Below are 17,630 nucleotides of genomic sequence, written 5' to 3' on the forward strand. Positions count from 1 at the left end.
TCCGCTTGCGTCCAGCCATGTTGTTCAGTGTCCTATCCGCCCAGTTCACGGGCAACAAGACTCTAGAACGTCCTGGCCTCGTTTACCGGGAACACGCCAGCCAGACCGACGTTGATTTGAAACGCAGCCGTATCCAAACCGAGCGCGACTCCGATTCTACCGTGGTCGAGCAGGACGTTTGCGGCATTGTCTATGCTGGTGGTGCACGCGTTAAGGTTGGATCGCTCTATCCTCAAAGCGTCGTCCTTGAGTTCCTTGAGCAAGCGGTCGGTGCCCCGCCTGTCGCTTTCGGCAAGCGCGTTCAGACCGGCCGCGACCGCCATGAGTAAGAGAGGCGCGGCAGCAGTCACTGCACCGATACCACCGCCGCCAGCGAAATCTGCGAATACAGGAAGGAAATTCTTCACGGCCGTAGAACCCTCGAGCAATCCGGCACCATTTCGAGCGTCGGACTTCGACGTTCCAAGTCCGCTGTCGAGTTGCGTCGCTACTTTTGCCGGCAAAACGAGCCGGAAAAGTGCTTCTCTCGCGGAGGCAACTGTCGCATCCGGGGTTGCATCAAGCAGCTTCGAGAGGTGTACCGCGAGCGGGCTGCCACTGCCGAGAGAAAGTCCGCGGGACAGGTCGGCCGATTCGGGGATCGGGTGGGCTTCCAACGTCGCGAGCGGGGTATCGACCAACACTGCAAGTGCGGTCCGTAACTCGGCAAGCCTGGCCGGTGACATCACGCCTTCGGCTGCTATCGGTGCCGTTTCCCCTTCGTTTGTCCCCAGCGTCCATACCGGAACTAGATTGTTACTGTCCGCCACTACTGCCCTTCCTCGATGAACTGCCGCCCACAATAGCTGAGTACGCATACACCGTTTCGACCCTTCCAGACGGCCGATAGTCCTGACTGCACGGAAGCACGACAGGCCTGCGCACGACCAGTACCCCGGAGGGCTCCAGATACGCGCCCAGGGCGTTTCAACATTCGCAGCGCCGAGGCACTCTTGTCTACTCGTTGATTGCCTCGGCGCACAGCAGTACAGCCGACCAGAACTGGTCCAGGTCGAGTTCCGACACCCTTCGTCCAGGCGCTGACGCGGTGTGGTCTTGATCCAAGAATGTAGCCAATGAAGAGAACCCGGCATGGTTCTGAATCTGGTTGTAGTTGTTCCACGTCCCGGCTGTCATCAGCGCCCCAGACTTGTTCACCCAGAGATACATCGGTGCGAACCGGTACCCGTATGGATGGAAGAAAATCCCTCCTGACGGTGATGTCCCGAACCAGAAGTCGCTGTGGCTCCCCCTCGATTCATCCAACGATTCCTGCAGGATGAACAAGCGAGCGGCACGCTCAGCGTCTATCTCCGACGCAAGAGCGTCCAGAAATGACTCCTTGGTCCACGCGCGGCCACCACCCGGGCTACCTGATCGCGCTTTCGCCGCCGCGAGCTCACCGCCGTAGGTGGATGCAACGAGAATTTCGAGATTGCCCTGCCTTGCATAAGCCAATTGCAGTGCCGTCACTTGGATCTCGTCCCGAGTGATCCTATTAAGGTATTCGACCAGACGACGCAGGTCGGAGTCGATGCGATCGACCGCCAGACACAGATGAATGCGACCAGCTTCGATGCCGGCCGACAACTGATCGAGACCTCCTCCGTCGAGCCTCGCAAGAGACGTTCCACCTTGCCGAGCCCACTGGCTGCGAAACCACGCTTCACCGTCGACAGAGATCGCCGATGCATAATCCAAGACCTGGCCGATGACCATGCGTCGTCGTTCGGAGTTGGATGCAAGCTTGCATTCGACGACAGTGATGGACCCGTCCCGATCGACGATGCACACGTCCGCGGGACCGGCCGACGTCGAAAATTCACGCACAGTCAGTGCCTCACCCGAAACCCCTGGTACGTGTTCGGGAGCGGCCGCAATGATGCGCTGCAGATGGCCCTCATTGTCGTACGCAGTCATCTCGGGCGACGACCACGCACCATCTGTCGCCCACTCGCGAACGAGGAGCCCTGCCGTTCCATCGTCGGTCACGATCACTCCATCTCATCGATTTGCCGATGAATCCAACCTACGGGACTGGCGTACCAAGTCGTTCCCCAGCGTTGGGGACCCACCACACCACTACGATCTCCCGCAACAGACACAAGTCCGAGGGCAGAGGTGTCTACAAGCTCCGTTGACGAGGGCCGCGGTGGGAGTACCGCGTCGAGGAAGACTCTCGTGTCGGACCAGCGTGCAATCCTGTCTCCATGTCAAACGGACGTAACGCAGACCCTGCTGTCGTCGCCGATAAGATTGCGCGAATCCGAGAACCCCACGTCCGCCCGTTGAACGCGCTGGCAGACGCCATTGCGGATTGTGTCGGCCTCCCGCATGGCCACATTCCCTACGTCGATCCAGACCAAGGGGGGATCAACGCGCGCATGTTGGTGCTGCTCGACAACCCCTCCACCAAAGCAGAGAGCGGCACAGGATCCGGCCTGCTGAGCCTGGACAACAATGACCGTACGGCTCGCAATTGCCGTGAAGCGTATGAGCGCCATGGTGTCTCACATGCCGAGGTAGTCCACTGGAATGTCGTTCCCTTCCCTGTCGCTGGCGTCAAGAATGGCGGTTCGACTGCTGCCGAACGAACTCGGTCCGTGCGATGGACGACCGAGTTCGTCGACTTGTGCCCCAGTATCGAGATCGTTCTGCTGCTCGGCGCCGCTGCTCGCGACGGTTGGACACGTGCAAGTATCGACAGAGACTACTACGTGGTTCCAGGAAAGATTCCGCACTGTTCCGCGCGGGGACTGAACACGAGCGGCGGGCGCGAACGCTTCGAGGCCGCGATTGCTCAGGTCGCACAGATGCTTCGATGAACTGCTGACGGCGCTCATAGCGGCAGGGCCCTGCAACCGACGCCCGACTCCTGATCATTTGCCCAGTTGGAAAAGCGCCTTGTCCACGTCGCGAGCAGACCAGTCCTTGCCACGTCCACGTACCTCGGCCCTCACTGTCTCGACGGTCTGCATGTAGCCGCGGTACCACCCGTCGGACGTGTCGAGAGCGATGCCAAGGATGCCGAGTGCCTTCAGAGCCCGCTTGTCGTATATGGCCATGCGGTCTGGCGCAGCCGCGAGAATGAGCGCCGAGGGCAACGCGCCTCCGCTTACGCAACCAGGCAGTCCGATCAGCGCCTGCCTGGCTTGCCCCGCTGCGGTGGGGACGTCCACAGCGAGATCGTTTGCTGCCACGTACATCGCGCCGGTCACGACCCTGACATCTGAGTCGCGCATATTATGAAGGGCCATCGCCCAGGGAGTATCCGCCCGGAGTCGCTTCCAGAAGAGCAGAGCGCCGATGTCTGCCTTGCCGACGCTCCGCGCGGACTCGACTCTGGCTACGACGTCGAACAGAACCTCGTCGTATGAATCGGTCACCGTACTTTCGTAGTCAGCGTGTGCGACCAACAGTTTCCCAATGACGTCGTTGTCGACGGCGCTCACGCCGCGACCGCTGACTTCAGCACAACTTCGAACCGGTTCGATTCCTCGCAAACGCAGCCGACGCCGTACTCGCGCAAAAGCTCGACTAGATCGTCAGCCGGGCGATCGGGTAGAAGCATGCATATCGACGGACTGGTCTCGATGTGTCTGCGGTAGTCCAACAGCTGCCCTAATGCCATACGAACTGCCTCTCGTGACGCCGACGCTTTGGCTTCGTACAGGACGTTGTTCGTGTGATCGAACAGGTCCACCAGCAACGGCCGATTCACACCCTCGACCTGCAGCTGAAAGCCACTCAGGTCCAAACCCTCGGGACGTAATCGCGCAACGAAACGGTCGACCAGTTCCGATTCGGCACGGCGCGCTCGGTGGGAAGCAAACGATTCCACATCGTAGCTCGGGGTCATGTTTCGCTGCAATGGAATTCGACGAGATACCCGCTGTTGCCGGGACTGAGGTCGACCACCCAACCACGGATTTCGGGTCCGACGACCCAGATCGTCGACGTGCTCGCCCCAGAGGTTTTCGAGCGACGCTGCGGACGGGTCGTAGATGCGCCTGCCGGAACCGAGTACCGGAAACTTGAATTCCGGCAAAGCTTGACGTAGCTCCTCGATCGTCAATCGATCATCGTCACCGACCATCACGTCCCAGGTGACATCGATGTAAGCGGTTCGCTTTCCAGTTCCGGTCCAGTGATCGTCCATAACGACCCCGTCCTTGGTGATGCTGGCACTGGCAACGACGCCCCTAAGATTTCCTGTGCGCAACAGAAATACTCGGTCACCTGCAAGCGGATTGCCGTATCCACGACCGAAACTCCAGGAACTGTCGTACAACCTTCCGTCGGCCGTCGCGTCGATCATCGCCTGGCGTTCGTCGGGGTCCAATCCCTCCGGACTGCCATCCCAGAGTACGAAAAAACTCTTGCTGGGTTCGAGAGAATCAGTCACCGGCACTCCTTCGACTTCACAGTGTTCGGATCCCCAACCTCCTCTCCACGGTTGCACAGAGTCGCGCCTCTCGCAGACAGTTCGGTTTCGTTGCAGGTAAGAAGGGGTTATTGAAAAACGTACTCAAGCAGTCAGGTCGCGCCGGAGGTCGGGCACTGGGAAACGCGAATGTGACAGGCATGCGCGGCGTCGTCGACGAATCCGTCGACGTCGGACTCGACGAACCTCACATCATCGACGGTGAGGAACTGCAGCAGTGGTTTCGCGATCAGGGCGCCACAGAGGTCACCGTCGTCAAGAGGCCGGCACTACCTCAACGAAACGCCTGATGGCGAAGGAGCAGATACTGGACCCATGTCGATGCAGCAGATCCTGACAGAACTGCGGACCTTGGACGGCGTCCTCGAACTCGCACCCGAGCCGGGGAGCGAGCATCCCGAGATCTCGTGGGGCGATCACTTCTTCTACTACGCGCCCGACGGCCAGGTTCCGAACAACCGTCAGCCCTACGCGACGATCGTGACCAAGGACTATCCAGACGATGCGGCTTCTCGTCTCGACGCACCCGACCGTTGGCGAGTGAACATCCACGTCGGATCGCGCGCCTTCACCGACCTGATCGGATATGCGCCGGGCGACATCGATGAAGCAACCGTGGACTACAGCACCGCGGACGTGTTCAACCCGCACCCGCTGTACGGCGCGTACGGCTGGGTCTGCGTGGTGAATCCTGGCGAGTCGACGCTCGATCGCACGCTGGATGCTCTGCGCGGCGCACATCTCGATGACCGACGACGCGTCGAGCATCGGCAGAGATGATCTGCTCTAGGCTCGCCAGCATCGATTAGCGAAACATCGGTCCAAATCTACTGCGCGGGAACCAATCATTCGTGGAACGCCGCGTGTGCGACCGATCAGCTCGATCCGAACTGCGGGGTGATGCTTCCCGGGACGACTATCGGTGCAGGACTGGGCTCGTTGCCCCAACTGTTCGACGCGGTGAAGCAAGCCCAACTCGTCGAGAAGTCACCCTCGGTTGGAACGACCACCGTGAGGTTGACTGCGACCCGAGCCGGCACGATGTAGGTCTGCGTCTCGGTCACGATTCCCCCGCCGTCGTACACGCGTGCTCGGCAGTTCACGTCGGTATCACCCGCGATTGCCCGCCAGGTGACGTCGCTGCCGACCTGTGTAAGCCGCGCTGTGGGAACTGGTGATGCAAAGAGATCGGCGAAACCTGTCGAGAACTCGAACGGGCCGATCGCGCTTACCGGTGGCAGATCGTTGACAACAGTTATTGCTGCCGAACCTGAGTTGTACGAGTTCTCGTTGTTGTAGCACTCCCATGAGACGGCGTAGTCACCTGCGAGCGCCAACTCGAAGGTCAGAGTAGCGGTAGCGGACGCTTCCACCGTCTGCACTCCCGCAAACGCGCGATCAGCCGTTCCCTGTTTCGCCCGGGCCGTACAGTAGTCATCCTCATCGCCGCCCGGAACATCGACGTAGACCCGGTTGCCTTCCTGGGTGATCGATCCCGTCGGCTGTACAGCAGCGGCTGCGAGCCCCGAAAACCCGACACTCAGCCCTAGAACAGAGGGCGAACACCGACATCACTCGAATACGGCTTTTCACAACAACTCGCTTTCGTAGGATTCCCGACCCTCGACCAGCGTGTTGATTGATTGCGCTCCGCTGTGCAGGCGAAAATACCGTCTCCGCGAACTGGATCCGTACGAAGCAGGCGTTCCTACTTCATCGTGTGCATAACGAAACAAATTGAACGACAGTCAATTTAAATTATCTAACGACCACGCCTGCACCATGGATCATGGATCATGGATCATGGATCATGGATCATGGATCATGGATCCTATTAGTTTCCCGCCGGGGCGTTCGGTTCACTGACACCCAAACTTTGGTGTCGTTGCTCACCCCACCCCCAACCGCTGCTTCTCCATCTCGACGATTGAGTTCTCCACAGGCCCCACACCTCGGTCCCACCCGTCGTCGATGGACGCCCGGTCGGTCTCCTTCGCCTGACTCTTGCGCGCATACTCGTCGAATAGTTCGGACTTGTGGGCGAGAACCCGCCGCATGTGCTCGTCGACAGTGTCTTTGGCGAGCAACCGGTGCACCTGCACGGTCCGGACTTGCCCCATTCGATGTGCCCGCGCGATAGCCTGGACCTCTGTACTCGGCTTCCACTGCGGCTCAGTGAGAATCACCACCGAAGCGGCCTGAACGTTCAGGCCCACTCCCCCGGCCTCGATCTGACTGACCAGCACAGCTCGACCTCGATGCGCGGTGAACTCGTCGACCATCTTCTGTCGCTGGATGGACGGCGTACTACCGGTCAGCGGTCCGAACACCGCACCAGGGATCCGACTGCAGACGGTATCGAGCACCGATCGGAAGAACGAGAACACAATGACCTTCGCATCGTTGTCCTCTGCCTCCTCGACGATCTCGAGCAGACGATCGAGCTTGGCGGACTTCGTGCCGGCCTCGCCGGGATACGCGGCCTGACGCATCGCCATGAAGTTCCCGGACCGCACTGCATCGCGGTACCGCGCAGAGTCTTCGGAATGCGGCGCCACCCAGTCTTCCACCTCGATCAGGTCGGGGAGCTCCTTCAACACGTCGACCTGATTGCGTCGTAGGTAGGCAGGTGCAACCGCTTTCCGGAACGATGTCGCGCCGCCGAGGCCGTCGCGGACGTGGATCCTGCGAGCAGTATCGGGCTGGACATACTCGACTAGGCTCCGAAACTCGTCCACCCGGTTCTCCATCGGTGTACCCGTCAGCAAAACCGCACGCCCGGCAGATTCGATCCATCGGTGCGACGCGACCGAACGCTGCGCCGCCTTGTTCTTGACGTAGTGCGCTTCATCGACGATCACGAATTGCGGACCGACCGTGATCCGCAGCCGCGACAGGGTATTGAACGTCGTGATTGCGACGCCGCCCTCGCGTGCCCATTCGGTCGCCGCCGAATCACGCATGGGACCGTGAAGCTCGTACGGACGCAGCGTCGTATGTTTCCGAGTCTCGTTGGACCAGTTGATCAACACACTCGCAGGACAGATCACCAGCACATGTTTGTCGTCTTGCGACGCGAGATGCGCGGCGACTGCGAGCGCCTGAATGGTCTTGCCCAAGCCCATCTCGTCACCGAGGATGACTTTCCGGCGATGGAGAATGTACTGCGCGCCGAACGCTTGGTAGGCGCGCAGGTACGAACGCATATGGGTGCGGTCGAGTACGACGCGTTGAGTATCACTCGTCAACTGTTCGCCGATGAAGCCATGCGAGGCATCGACATCCTCGGCGGCAACGGAGGTGAACTGACTGAGCAGCGCGTTGTAGGCTGCGGCGTCGCGTTCGTAGTCGATCCACGGGTTGCCCTGCGACTTGCCGGCTGCCACTACGCGCCCAACGTGGGCACGCATCGAGCTCACGGGTTGCGTATTGGCGACGGCGTTCAGCTGGTAGATCGCGCGTTCGCGCTGTTGCTGGGACGCCCTGCTCGTGAACATCCGCTTGAGCCAGCCGTTCGATCGCTGCGCGGGTTCACGCCAAGGTTCCACCAACCGTTTCACCGCGTCGAGTTCGGCAGCGAGCGAACCGATTTCGCGCTGCACGCGATCCACGGCAGTGAGGGTTGTCACGAGCTGCGTCTCACGAGTCCCCTTCTGCTGCGGGTCGAGCCGCAGCCGTTGGCCGGCTCGGACGCGCGTGCGGTGCGCAACGGCCTCGTCGTGAATCGCTCGAGCGGACTGCGGACCGATACCCGGCACGGCAGCGATCTCGCTCGGTGACGAGTACGCGAGATCCGCGACCGTGCGCAGACGAGACTGTTCGAGACTTCCAAGCCTCGTGCCCTTCGGCAGTGCCTGCTTCAGATCTATCGCCGACGATTGCCGCAGGAGTGCGTCGGTCTGGGCATCGAGAATTGCATCGACCTCGGACTTGATACGGGCTCTCAGCGTCCCCGGTAGTGCCAACGCTGATGCTGCCTCAGTGAACAAGGCGTCGAACATCTCGACGGGTTTGTCGGTTCGCGAGTCACTCACCTGACGACCATCCCATGCCAGTCGGTCAGGCGACGACGAAGTGAGACAGGATCGCCTGAACCTCGTAGATATCGACTTGCTTGGTGAATTGCTTCTGAATCGGCGTCGCGTTGCCCGATATCCAGATCTTCAACTCGGCATCCAGGTCGAACGTGCCTGCCGTCTCGACTGCGAAGTGGGTGATCGACCTGTACGGAACGCTATGGTATTCGACCTTACGCCCGGTGAGCCCCTGCTTGTCGATCATCAACAGTCGGCGGTTGGTGAACAGGAATGCATCCCGAACAAGCTGATAAGCAGCGTGGATCTGTTCCCCACTGCCGAGCAACCGACTGTATTCCTGATGCGCGGCGGCAGGATCGATCTTCCCTGCATTGCCTATCAGTCCGTCCATGAAACCCATAATCGAACGCTCTCCCGTGCCGAGTCCGCCGTCCGCGGACAACCCAGTGAAGATCGGCCCGGCCGCCACGGTTGTTACGAACGCCTACGCCGACACTGCACCGAGCATCGCTCAACTCCGTATCCGCAGGCATACATCAAACAACTGCACCGGACATCTGATATTCGGAAGACGCGCTGGCAGGTCGTAGGGTTCCGTACCGCGGTGAAGGGTGCGTCCACTGCATCAGGATCCGAATTGTTTCCACGGAGAGCATCTTCTGAAGCGCGTCTTCGACAACGGTGCTTCCGACGTGGGGTTCCGGGCTCCCGACGCCTATTCCAACCAGGACTTGCGTTCGTAGAAGCTGTCGGCCTCATGGATATCGGCAGTAGGGCGTTCCCGAACCGTCAAGTAGTTGTCTGGCAGGGGTGACTCCGGATCCTTGTGAGCCCTCGACACCGATGCTGGTTGACCCACCGCGGTCGCGTCTGCGATACGTGCAACCGTCGGATCATCCCGGAGCTCGGCGAGGATCGACGAGGAACGCTCCTGGACGTCGTTCGCTGTGCGACTGTAAGCACGCATGATCAAGTCGGCCAATACTGCTGGTCCTCTTCCCCACGCCTCGTGCCCCACTGTCAGTTCGGTGAGTCGACCGTTCGCGTCAGTCCGAACAGTGACTCCCTCCACGTGGGTGTGCCCGTGGACATCGGCGACGGCCTGCTGAAGTCGCCGAACCTTCGCACCGAGTTCCTCATGTGCCACAGTGGGTACCACCTGAACGAATCTCTGCCATGGTCTCGGTCAACTGCTGCCGTCCGGCCATCCGGGAAAGGCAGGTTGGACGGGAGGTGGAGTGTCCCGGGCGTACGTATCGGGCGTTATCGTCGACGGTGCATTCGGGTAGAGAGATCGGGCCCAGGGAACACAACGGCCGCGCTCGGACGTTTGCGGATCCAGGTCGATGAACCCGTCTATCTCCCAACCTTCGAACTCGTTCCCGGTCGGCGCCTGCCAATGCCGATCCCGGGATCTCAGGGCTGCTGGCGGCGATGTGGGAAGTCCAGATTCAGAACTGCCGTTCCGGATGAACCTCGAGCGTTGTTCGCCTCCCTCGCTGCCGGTCAGGAGCGAGGGTGAGTACTTGCCGTTCACAACCCTGTCGAGACCAACGCCGAGCACACACGAAAGCACATCGAAGCCCTCTCGAGTCGGGATGATCTGCTGTATGTGCCCGTAGATGGTTCCCACGAATGGACCTTGACCTGTGTCGTCTCTGAAACCGCTGAGGCTTCCAGCATTTCTTGGGCTGTTCGAACTTTCCGCGAAGCCCACATATGTGTAGTCGAGACCGAGCATCAACCCGATCGCGAAGGACTCCTCTGACGCACGGACCAAAGTTCCCTCAGCCGAGAAGAGGTCGATCCCTGGTTCAGCAGACCACACCATCGTGGCTTCGCGCAGCTGATCAGGCGCTTCGTATACGTCCGTCGCAGGCCAGCGAACCAACGATGTAGGCATCGGATCGGTGTCCTCTACGACACCCGGCGCGCACGCCGAGACAGCTGCCAGCATTGCCAGCAGTGACGCCACACTCACTGACCGAAGGCGCGGGATTCCTTTCATCATCGGTGAATGTCCAGAGGCCAAGTATTCTTGGAATCACGAGACGATTGGTCGCTCGACAGCCAATCCAGAATGTCCTGTCTGGTTGGACTATTCCCTTCGGGCCGGATCGCTGCGGCCAGACGATCCCGCTGCTCGTCTCCGGTCGCAGCCCCGGCGTAATCTTCGAGATTCGTAATTCCGGCATTCTCGATCAATCGCGTTGTAATTTCATAGATCTCGTACCGCACCCGATCGGCGTCCATGTCAACGACATTTCTCACAGCTTCCGAATACGGAAGCACCGTCGTACCGTCCGCGTTTTTGTACACATCCGGCACGTCGTTGATGTCGATTGATCCGTTGCTAACGAGAGCGTCCAGAACGTTGTGTCGTCTGAAGTCTGCGCTACCCCATTCGCTTGCGACGTATGGATCGCTCCCCCGATCGAAGCCCAATTGCGACGAATCCAAAGTGATTTCGCGAGGCTGCGGTGTACCCAGATCGTCGACCGTGAGCACGTAGGGTTTGAGGAACTCGGAACCGGCTGCTACTGCGATGCCACCCGGACCGAAGCCGCCGGCAACGATTTGCCCCGCGGTCCATGCTGCGGTGAATTTCGAGTTTCGAGAGTTGGCGGCGTCCTGCTCGTCGACTCCGTCTGCCACACGCTGGTCCATTTCGGTGGACAGACCGTGATCGACGAGCCATTGGAGTCGATAGGCCTGGTCACCCAGTTCGCTGTATCCAGTCGTCGCGAAAACGCGATCCATGCGTTGACTTTCGGCGAGCGCGGTACCGTTGATGATCTGACTGGCCTGATCGTCGGAGTCGAGAATACTGAATATTCGAAGCGGCTCGACAGGTCCGCCGATATAGTCCCTGCTGCCACCGAACTCACCGAACCCGTTCGTCTGGGTAAGGTCACGCGTCATTCCGGTCATGTCGCCTACGAAGGGGGACAGAGCTTCCGCGACCTGTACAGCTGTTCCTCGTCCGATCTTCGCTTCACCGGAGAGTAGAGTCGTGTAGTTGTTGGTGCCGTTCGACGACTCCGTCGCGGCCATCACCTCCGCCAGGCCTCGAGCGGCTTGGCCTGCGCGTTCGGAAGCTCGGAAATCTGGTGTTCCTTCCGGGGCGATAGTGTGCGCATCACGGGGAATCCAGTCGGTGAGCGATGCCACGGCGGTACCATCATCGCGCTGCAGTAACGGCATCAGGGCTGCATCCGCGTTGTAGCCGGACCCGAGGACGTCCGACGCACCCTGCCCGGTGAGAATCGCGTGGGCGCCGTCGATGTTGCGGGAGCCCAGTTCGATCGCCTTCTCCAAAGTCTCTGTATGGCCGGCCGTGTCGAGCGGTTGATTGCCGAACGGCAACGCTCCACCGCGGGCGTCGAGTGCCGCTGTGTGCATGCCCTGCCTGATCAGTTCCGTCGACATCTTCGTGCCGGGGTCGTGCCCGGCTTCAGCGAGTGCCAATGCGTCGAACAGTTTTGTTTGGCCTTCGACGACGCTTTTGTGATCCTCGGTCATGGGTCCGTCACCGGGATACGTCAGGCTGTTGCTGTCCAAGCCCTCGATACCACGACTGGGGCGAGTCGAGACAAGATCACGCATGTCCTGCGGAAGGTTCTCGTAACCACCGGTTCCCGTGAGATTTCCGTCGGCATCACGACCGGTCCCCACTCTCTCGTTGGACAGAACCATCACGCCGTTGGCCAGGGAGGCGGCCGCCTGCTGGCCCGCAGGACCCTGCGACTGCAGCTGTTGGCTGGCCGCTGCGAAGCCGTCGACCCCAGCGTTGTCGTAGAACTCCTTCAGATACTGCTGGGTACCTGCGGGGATGGTCGCCGTCGCGCCGTTGAGATAGTCCCTGAGCTGTTCGGCGCTCAATCCAGTGGCTCGGAGGTCCTCGGTGAGCCCGGCCAGAACGTCGGAGGGGATCGGGTTACCTATGTCGATGGCGGCCCGCACCTGGGATCCTAGATCCCTGCCGTCTTCGCCGGACAGAACGATCGCAGCGATCTCTGCACCACCCGGACCACCGTGTCGCTCGAGGTCGTCGAGGCCTACGGACACTGCGGCCTCGAGCTCGGCCAATGCTGATCCGCACTGCGCCAAGCTCTCCTTCAGACTGGTCTGGAAGTCTGCAGCCTGACGGTCGAGCCTGCCTTGCAACACAGGCCGCAGTGCGTCGTCGTACGCACCGGGAACGGTCGGGCTGGTGACTGTTCCATCCGGTGCCACCGACATGCCGTGGACGTCGACAGCTGCATCTCGTGTATTGAGAATCGCTGTGCGATACGCGTCGATGGTCTCGCCCTGAGCGACCATCGACGCCCCGACTGAGTCCGTCGCACGCTTGGACACCGTCGCAGTCACAACCTCCGACACAGCACGCATCGATGCAGCCGCGCCCGCGTCTCCCTGCCACTTCCGAGCCGTGGTATCCACCGCAAGATCGACCTCGGCCAACCGATCGACCAGATCAGCACCGGCCGCCCTGACTGCCTCCCCCGCCGACACCAGCGTCAGCGGTTTCCACGACTCGATCTGGGCAATGGTGGGGGTGCTCACCGGCGTAGCCCATCGGTCAACACCCCGAGTTGCCTGGCGAACGCGTCTTCTACCGCCTCGTACGACACCGCCGACGAGACCGCGCCATTGGACAGGGACTGCACTGCGGAGCTGTGTTTCGCCACTGTAGATTCCATCGTCGTCACGATCCGGCCCAGCAGGTTGTCGATGCCCGCATCCGGCATCACTACCGCCGAAACGCCAGTCCGCGCGGGCTGCACAACGTCCGCGATGCCTTTCGCCTTGACGCTCAGCTGCGCCCCGAGGACCCTGATCTCGTCGAGATCAGCCTTGAGTATTTCCCCCAACAGATATCCTCCCCCAAGAGATACCTCGCAGCGTTGCCGCCCGTCGACCGAGGATTTCGTCGAATCCCGGCTTACCGAATCCAGAGTTTGCCACAAATAAGCTCCGCAACCCAGCAGGGAACCGATCTCGCCGCTGCTGCGTCCAAAGGACTGTGGGCGTGTAGCCCGACGGCCCTATTCGGCACGCTTCAGGTGCTGGTCGACTGATTCGCGGCCGGTGAGGAGGAGGACGAGACGCCCGGCGGGAAGGGTGATTTCCGGGCCCTTTCCGATGCGAAAGTCCATGTCCGACGCCACGGCGGTGTGTCCGCGCAGATCGACGCCGAAGTGTTCCATTCGGTTCTTCGTTTTGATGACGTTCAGCGTCGTCAACAATTGCTCCGGGGTGGCGGTGTGGGGACGGCCGAGCCCCTCGGTGAGATCGAGTCCGTGAATGACGTCGTGACAGAAGGAGTCCGCGAGGTCTCCGCCGGGGACCTTCCACTTGGTGGAGACGTTGGCGTGCAGTACCTCGACCAGCTGGGCGCGCGTCATGCGCTCGATGTCCCGGCGCGCCAATCGGTCTGCTGCACTGTCGAAGTCACCCCGCGCCGAGATCATCGCCATCAGCAGCCTGGGCAGTCCGATTCTGAAGGGCATGGACAGGTGCGCCGCCAGATGTTCGACGGTCCAGCCGTCGCACAAGGTCGGGCGCGTCCACTCCATCTCGCTCAGACTGCCGAGCAGCTCCGCAGTAGCTGTTCGCTGGTCCCGTGTCATGGCAACGAATTTATCGTCGGTTACGTTCTCGGTCACGCCTGAATGCTCCTTGCCGCGGTTTCGGTTGGTCTGGGTGTGTCGACCCCTCCCCCGCCGAAAATTCATCGCGGCCGAGAGAACCTCAGCTCAGGCGTCCATTTCCGCGGTGAAGGTCATGCGGTCCCCGCGGTAGAGGGAGCGTCTCTGCTCGATGGGCATACCGGCCTTGTCGAAAGACACACGATTGAGCAGGAACATCGGTGTCCGAGTGTCCACCGTGAGCAGAGCAGCTTCTCTGGCGTCGGGCAGCACTGTTTCGATGGTGTCGACGACCCGACCGAAAACGATTCCACGGGTGCGTAGTTCGGCGTAGAGCGAGACGCGGTAGTCGAAGGTCTCCACCAGACCGGGAATCCGATACTCCGGAATGCGCGTGGTTTCGAGGCCGACGCGCGTGCCGTCCGTCGTGAACACACGCTCGAGCTGGACGACCGCATCACCCGGCTCGACACGCAGCAGCTCGGCAGTGTCGTCGTCGGCCTTGCTGACGGTCCAGCCGACGAGAATACGAGTTGCCGACAGCCCTTTGTCACGCGCCGCTTCGGTGTAGGAGCCGATAGCGAGTGGCAGAACCACTTTGGGCGCAGCGACCACGGTGGCGCGCCCTCGGCGCTCGACTCTCCCGGCTACCAACAACTCTCGCATCGCCTGCCGCAGCGTCTCCCGCGATACCCCGTGCCGCTCGGCCAGATCTCGCTCGGACGGAAACGGGTCCCCCGGCGACAGATCGTCGAGCAGCGCGTCCAACTCGCGACGCACGACTTGATGCTTGAGCACCCGAGGTTCCGAGTCATCGACCATGACCTGACCATAGCAGCAATTGGTCTAGACCTAAGTTGTCGAGAGTCGTTCACGTTCCGTTCATGCCAGCAACACGCATTGGTCTATACCAAACGACATCGTTTCCCTCATGCCCAACGCCACCAGCCTCGCCCACCTACCGTCGGCCACCGAACGCACCCTCCCCGTCGAGCTCGTCGTCATGGATATGGCAGGCACCACCGTGTCCGACGACGGCCTGGTCCTCGCGTCGTTCGACGCCGCCGCGACCTCGGTGAGCCTCCCCGAAACCGGCCCCGAACGCGAGGACGCGCGCCGATACGTCCTCGACACCATGGGCCAGTCCAAAATCGAGGTGTTCCGCGCACTGTTCGGTGACGAGGACCGTGCCCAGGCTGCGAACTCCGCGTTCGAAGCCGCCTACGACGCACGGATCGACAGCGGCGTCACCGCCATCGCCGGAGCAGCCGACGCCATCACACGACTACGAGACACCGGCGCCAAAGTCATTCTCACAACAGGCTTCTCGCCAGCAACTCAGGAGCGGATCCTCGACACGCTCGGCTGGAAGAACATCGCCGACGCGTACCTCGCGCCCGGTCACGCCGGCCGCGGCCGTCCGTTCCCGGATCTGGTCTTGACGGCTGCACTACGCGCGCAGGTCAACGACATGACGGCCGTGACCGTCGTCGGCGACACCTCCAACGACATCGACTCCGGCCGACGCGCAGGCGCCTCCGTGCTCGTCGGCGTCCTCACCGGCGCGCACTCGGAAGACCAACTGCGCGCCGCCAATCCCACGCACGTACTCCCCAGCGTCGCCGATCTCCCCGCTCTTCTCCTGCACTGACTCCCCCACAGACCTCGAGAACGGACATCACCGCCATGATCACTCTCGCTTCCCGCCGCGCCGGCATCGCCGCCGCCCTCTGTTCGGTGACGGCCCTCGTCGCAGCAGGCTGCTCCAGCTCCGGCGCCGACGCCACCACCGAGCAAGGCTTTCCCGAAACCATCACGCTGGCAGCCATTCCCGCCGAGAACTCCACCGACCTGCGCGCCAGCTACGACCCGGTGATCGAGCGCCTCCAGCGCGAGACGGGCGCCACCGTCGAGTTCGTCCAAGCCTCGGACTACGCCGGCGTCGTCGAAGGCCTGATCGCAGGCAACGTCGACCTCGCGTTCTTCGGACCGTTCGCTTACGTGGTCGCCGGAATCAACGGTGCCGAGATGACGCCGCTGGGCGCCGTCGTACAGGACGAAGGAACCCCACCCGGATACCAGTCCTACGGAATCACCCGCTCGGACAACGCGTCCGTCAACTCCCTCGCCGATTACGCCGGAAAGAAGGTGTGCTTCGTCGACCCGAGTTCCACATCGGGATTCCTGTACCCGTCTGCGGGCCTCATCGAGGAAGGCGTCGTCGCCTCGGGATCCGAGGGCGACATCTCCGCAGGCGTCACGCCGATCTACGCGGGCGGTCACGACGCATCGGCGCTCGCGGTAAAGGCAGGCGACTGCGACGCCGGATTCGCGTTCGACACCATGGTCGACCGGACGATGATCGACAACGGCGAACTCGCACCCGGTGAGCTGAAGACGGTATGGAAGTCCGAGACGATCGCCGGATCCTTGTTCGCCGCCAACAACGACCTCGGCACCGAGGCGATCGACAAGCTTAAAACGATCTTCAGCGAGGGCATGAACTCCGATGCCTTCATCGCCGACGGCATCTGCTCCGAAGAGTGCCGCATCACCGACGAAGACGCCTGGGGCGTCGTGCCTGCCCAGGACAGCGACTACGACGGCGTCCGCCACGTCTGCGACGTGACCGGCTCCGAGAAGTGCCAGGGCTGACCATGTCTCCCCTGATCGAGCGCAAGGACATCGTCGTCAGCGCACACGATGTCACCAAGACATTCGGGACCACGACAGCACTGAAGAACGTCAACCTCGACGTCCACCGCGGTGAAATGCTGGTGCTGCTGGGCCTTTCGGGGTCCGGGAAGTCCACGCTGCTGCGCTGCATCAACGGTCTGCATCCCATCACGTCGGGAAACATCACCGCCCTCGACACCCGAGTCGATCTGGCGTCCCGACGGTCGGTGCGCGACCTCCGCAAGAAGGTCGGCTTCATCTTCCAGCACTTCAACCTCGTCGGACGTCTGAGTTGCCTCGAGAACGTTCTCGTCGGCGGCCTCGGGCGACTGGCCGTTCCACGCTACGGCCCGATGACCTATCCCAAAGCGATGCGCGCCGAGGCACTTCGATGCCTCGACCGCGTCGGGCTCGCCGACTACGCCGAACGCCGCGCCGACACTCTCTCCGGCGGTCAGCAGCAACGGGTCGCCATCGCTCGCACGTTGATGCAGCGGCCGAGCATCGTCCTCGCCGACGAACCCGTCGCGTCGCTCGACCCGGAGAACGCCGGAATCGTCATGGACCTGCTGCAACGCGTCTGCACCGAGGAGAAGCTGACGGTGGTGTGCACGCTGCACCAGGTCGACCTCGCGCTGGGGTGGGCACATCGACTCGTCGGGCTGCGCGACGGCGAAATCGTTCTCGATCGACCGGCCGCAGGACTGGCACGAGAGGACATCATGCCGATCTACCAGCGGATCGCCCCGGAGGAAGACACACGCTCGGCGGCGAAGCGGTGAC

At 61.7% G+C, this 17,630-nt stretch carries 18 protein-coding genes; 6 read left to right on the forward strand and 12 right to left on the reverse strand.

Features of this window, described 5'->3' with window-relative positions; genetic code table 11:
- Positions 1–62 precede the first annotated feature (62 nt).
- A complete protein-coding gene (locus CH293_RS19970) occupies positions 63–809 on the reverse strand; it encodes a hypothetical protein (protein ID WP_141217193.1) in 747 nt (248 codons plus the stop codon).
- A gap of 187 nt (positions 810–996) precedes the next feature.
- Positions 997–2,031 (reverse strand): hypothetical protein, encoded by a 1,035-nt coding sequence (locus CH293_RS19975; protein ID WP_141217194.1) that lies wholly within the window; start codon positions 2,029–2,031, stop codon positions 997–999.
- Positions 2,032–2,249: 218 nt separating this feature from the next.
- Here CH293_RS19975 and CH293_RS19980 point away from each other — a divergent pair, with 218 nt between their 5' ends.
- Positions 2,250–2,864 (forward strand): uracil-DNA glycosylase, encoded by a 615-nt coding sequence (locus CH293_RS19980; RefSeq protein WP_094721281.1) that lies wholly within the window; start codon positions 2,250–2,252, stop codon positions 2,862–2,864.
- Between the two features lie 54 nt (positions 2,865–2,918).
- Here the strand turns inward: CH293_RS19980 and CH293_RS19985 are convergent, their stop codons facing one another.
- Both CH293_RS19985 and CH293_RS19990 read right to left on the reverse strand, forming a co-directional pair.
- Positions 2,919–3,425, reverse strand: coding sequence for a hypothetical protein (locus CH293_RS19985; protein WP_094721306.1), 507 nt, complete (start codon positions 3,423–3,425; stop codon positions 2,919–2,921).
- A gap of 62 nt (positions 3,426–3,487) precedes the next feature.
- Positions 3,488–4,444 carry a hypothetical protein gene (locus CH293_RS19990; RefSeq protein WP_141217195.1) on the reverse strand — a complete coding sequence of 319 codons (957 nt, stop codon included), beginning with the start codon at positions 4,442–4,444 and terminating at the stop codon, positions 3,488–3,490.
- Between the two features lie 179 nt (positions 4,445–4,623).
- Between CH293_RS19990 and CH293_RS28250 the strand changes: the two genes are divergently transcribed.
- Together CH293_RS28250 and CH293_RS19995 are read left to right on the forward strand one after the other, a co-directional pair.
- Positions 4,624–4,773: a hypothetical protein gene (locus CH293_RS28250; protein WP_176460067.1), complete on the forward strand. Its 150-nt coding sequence runs from the start codon at positions 4,624–4,626 to the stop codon at positions 4,771–4,773.
- Positions 4,774–4,798: 25 nt separating this feature from the next.
- Positions 4,799–5,263, forward strand: coding sequence for a DUF6194 family protein (locus CH293_RS19995; RefSeq protein ID WP_094721283.1), 465 nt, complete (start codon positions 4,799–4,801; stop codon positions 5,261–5,263).
- Positions 5,264–5,358: 95 nt separating this feature from the next.
- Here the strand turns inward: CH293_RS19995 and CH293_RS20000 are convergent, their stop codons facing one another.
- The 8 genes from CH293_RS20000 to CH293_RS20040 all read right to left on the reverse strand — a co-directional run bounded on the left by CH293_RS20000 (position 5,359) and on the right by CH293_RS20040 (position 14,993).
- The gene (locus CH293_RS20000; RefSeq protein WP_141217196.1) at positions 5,359–5,856 is read right to left on the reverse strand and encodes a hypothetical protein; all 498 of its coding nucleotides are present in this window, start codon (positions 5,854–5,856) and stop codon (positions 5,359–5,361) included.
- 516 nt (positions 5,857–6,372) lie between these two features.
- The gene (locus CH293_RS20005; protein WP_094721285.1) at positions 6,373–8,517 is read right to left on the reverse strand and encodes a DEAD/DEAH box helicase; all 2,145 of its coding nucleotides are present in this window, start codon (positions 8,515–8,517) and stop codon (positions 6,373–6,375) included.
- Between the two features lie 25 nt (positions 8,518–8,542).
- The gene (locus CH293_RS20010; protein WP_037105142.1) at positions 8,543–8,920 is read right to left on the reverse strand and encodes a PH domain-containing protein; all 378 of its coding nucleotides are present in this window, start codon (positions 8,918–8,920) and stop codon (positions 8,543–8,545) included.
- 315 nt (positions 8,921–9,235) lie between these two features.
- Entirely contained in the window at positions 9,236–9,487 is a 252-nt protein-coding gene (locus CH293_RS27945) for a hypothetical protein (protein ID WP_141217197.1), read from the reverse strand.
- Positions 9,488–10,527: 1,040 nt separating this feature from the next.
- Entirely contained in the window at positions 10,528–13,086 is a 2,559-nt protein-coding gene (locus tag CH293_RS20025) for a hypothetical protein (RefSeq protein ID WP_094721288.1), read from the reverse strand.
- Entirely contained in the window at positions 13,083–13,394 is a 312-nt protein-coding gene (locus CH293_RS20030) for a hypothetical protein (protein ID WP_141217198.1), read from the reverse strand. The genes CH293_RS20025 and CH293_RS20030 overlap by 4 nt, the downstream gene beginning before the upstream one ends.
- A 174-nt stretch (positions 13,395–13,568) precedes the next feature.
- On the reverse strand, positions 13,569–14,153 hold the full coding sequence (locus tag CH293_RS20035) for a maleylpyruvate isomerase family mycothiol-dependent enzyme (RefSeq protein ID WP_176460068.1): 585 nt from the start codon (positions 14,151–14,153) through the stop codon (positions 13,569–13,571).
- Between the two features lie 126 nt (positions 14,154–14,279).
- The gene (locus CH293_RS20040; RefSeq protein ID WP_176460069.1) at positions 14,280–14,993 is read right to left on the reverse strand and encodes a GntR family transcriptional regulator; all 714 of its coding nucleotides are present in this window, start codon (positions 14,991–14,993) and stop codon (positions 14,280–14,282) included.
- A 109-nt stretch (positions 14,994–15,102) separates the two neighbouring features.
- On the opposite strand from CH293_RS20040, the gene CH293_RS20045 reads away from it, so the two are divergent.
- Genes CH293_RS20045 through phnC form a run of 3 tightly spaced genes read left to right on the forward strand, consistent with a single transcriptional unit; the run spans position 15,103 to position 17,629 of the window.
- Positions 15,103–15,822 carry a phosphonatase-like hydrolase gene (locus CH293_RS20045; protein ID WP_094721292.1) on the forward strand — a complete coding sequence of 240 codons (720 nt, stop codon included), beginning with the start codon at positions 15,103–15,105 and terminating at the stop codon, positions 15,820–15,822.
- Positions 15,823–15,857: 35 nt separating this feature from the next.
- A complete protein-coding gene (locus tag CH293_RS20050; RefSeq protein WP_094721293.1) occupies positions 15,858–16,826 on the forward strand; it encodes a phosphate/phosphite/phosphonate ABC transporter substrate-binding protein in 969 nt (322 codons plus the stop codon).
- Positions 16,827–16,828: 2 nt separating this feature from the next.
- A complete protein-coding gene (phnC, locus tag CH293_RS20055; RefSeq protein ID WP_094721294.1) occupies positions 16,829–17,629 on the forward strand; it encodes a phosphonate ABC transporter ATP-binding protein in 801 nt (266 codons plus the stop codon).
- The last annotated feature ends 1 nt before the right edge of the window (position 17,630 follow it).

It is taken from the genome of Rhodococcus sp. 14-2470-1b (assembly GCF_002259415.1).
In the GTDB taxonomy this organism is placed as follows: Bacteria; Actinomycetota; Actinomycetes; order Mycobacteriales; family Mycobacteriaceae; genus Rhodococcoides.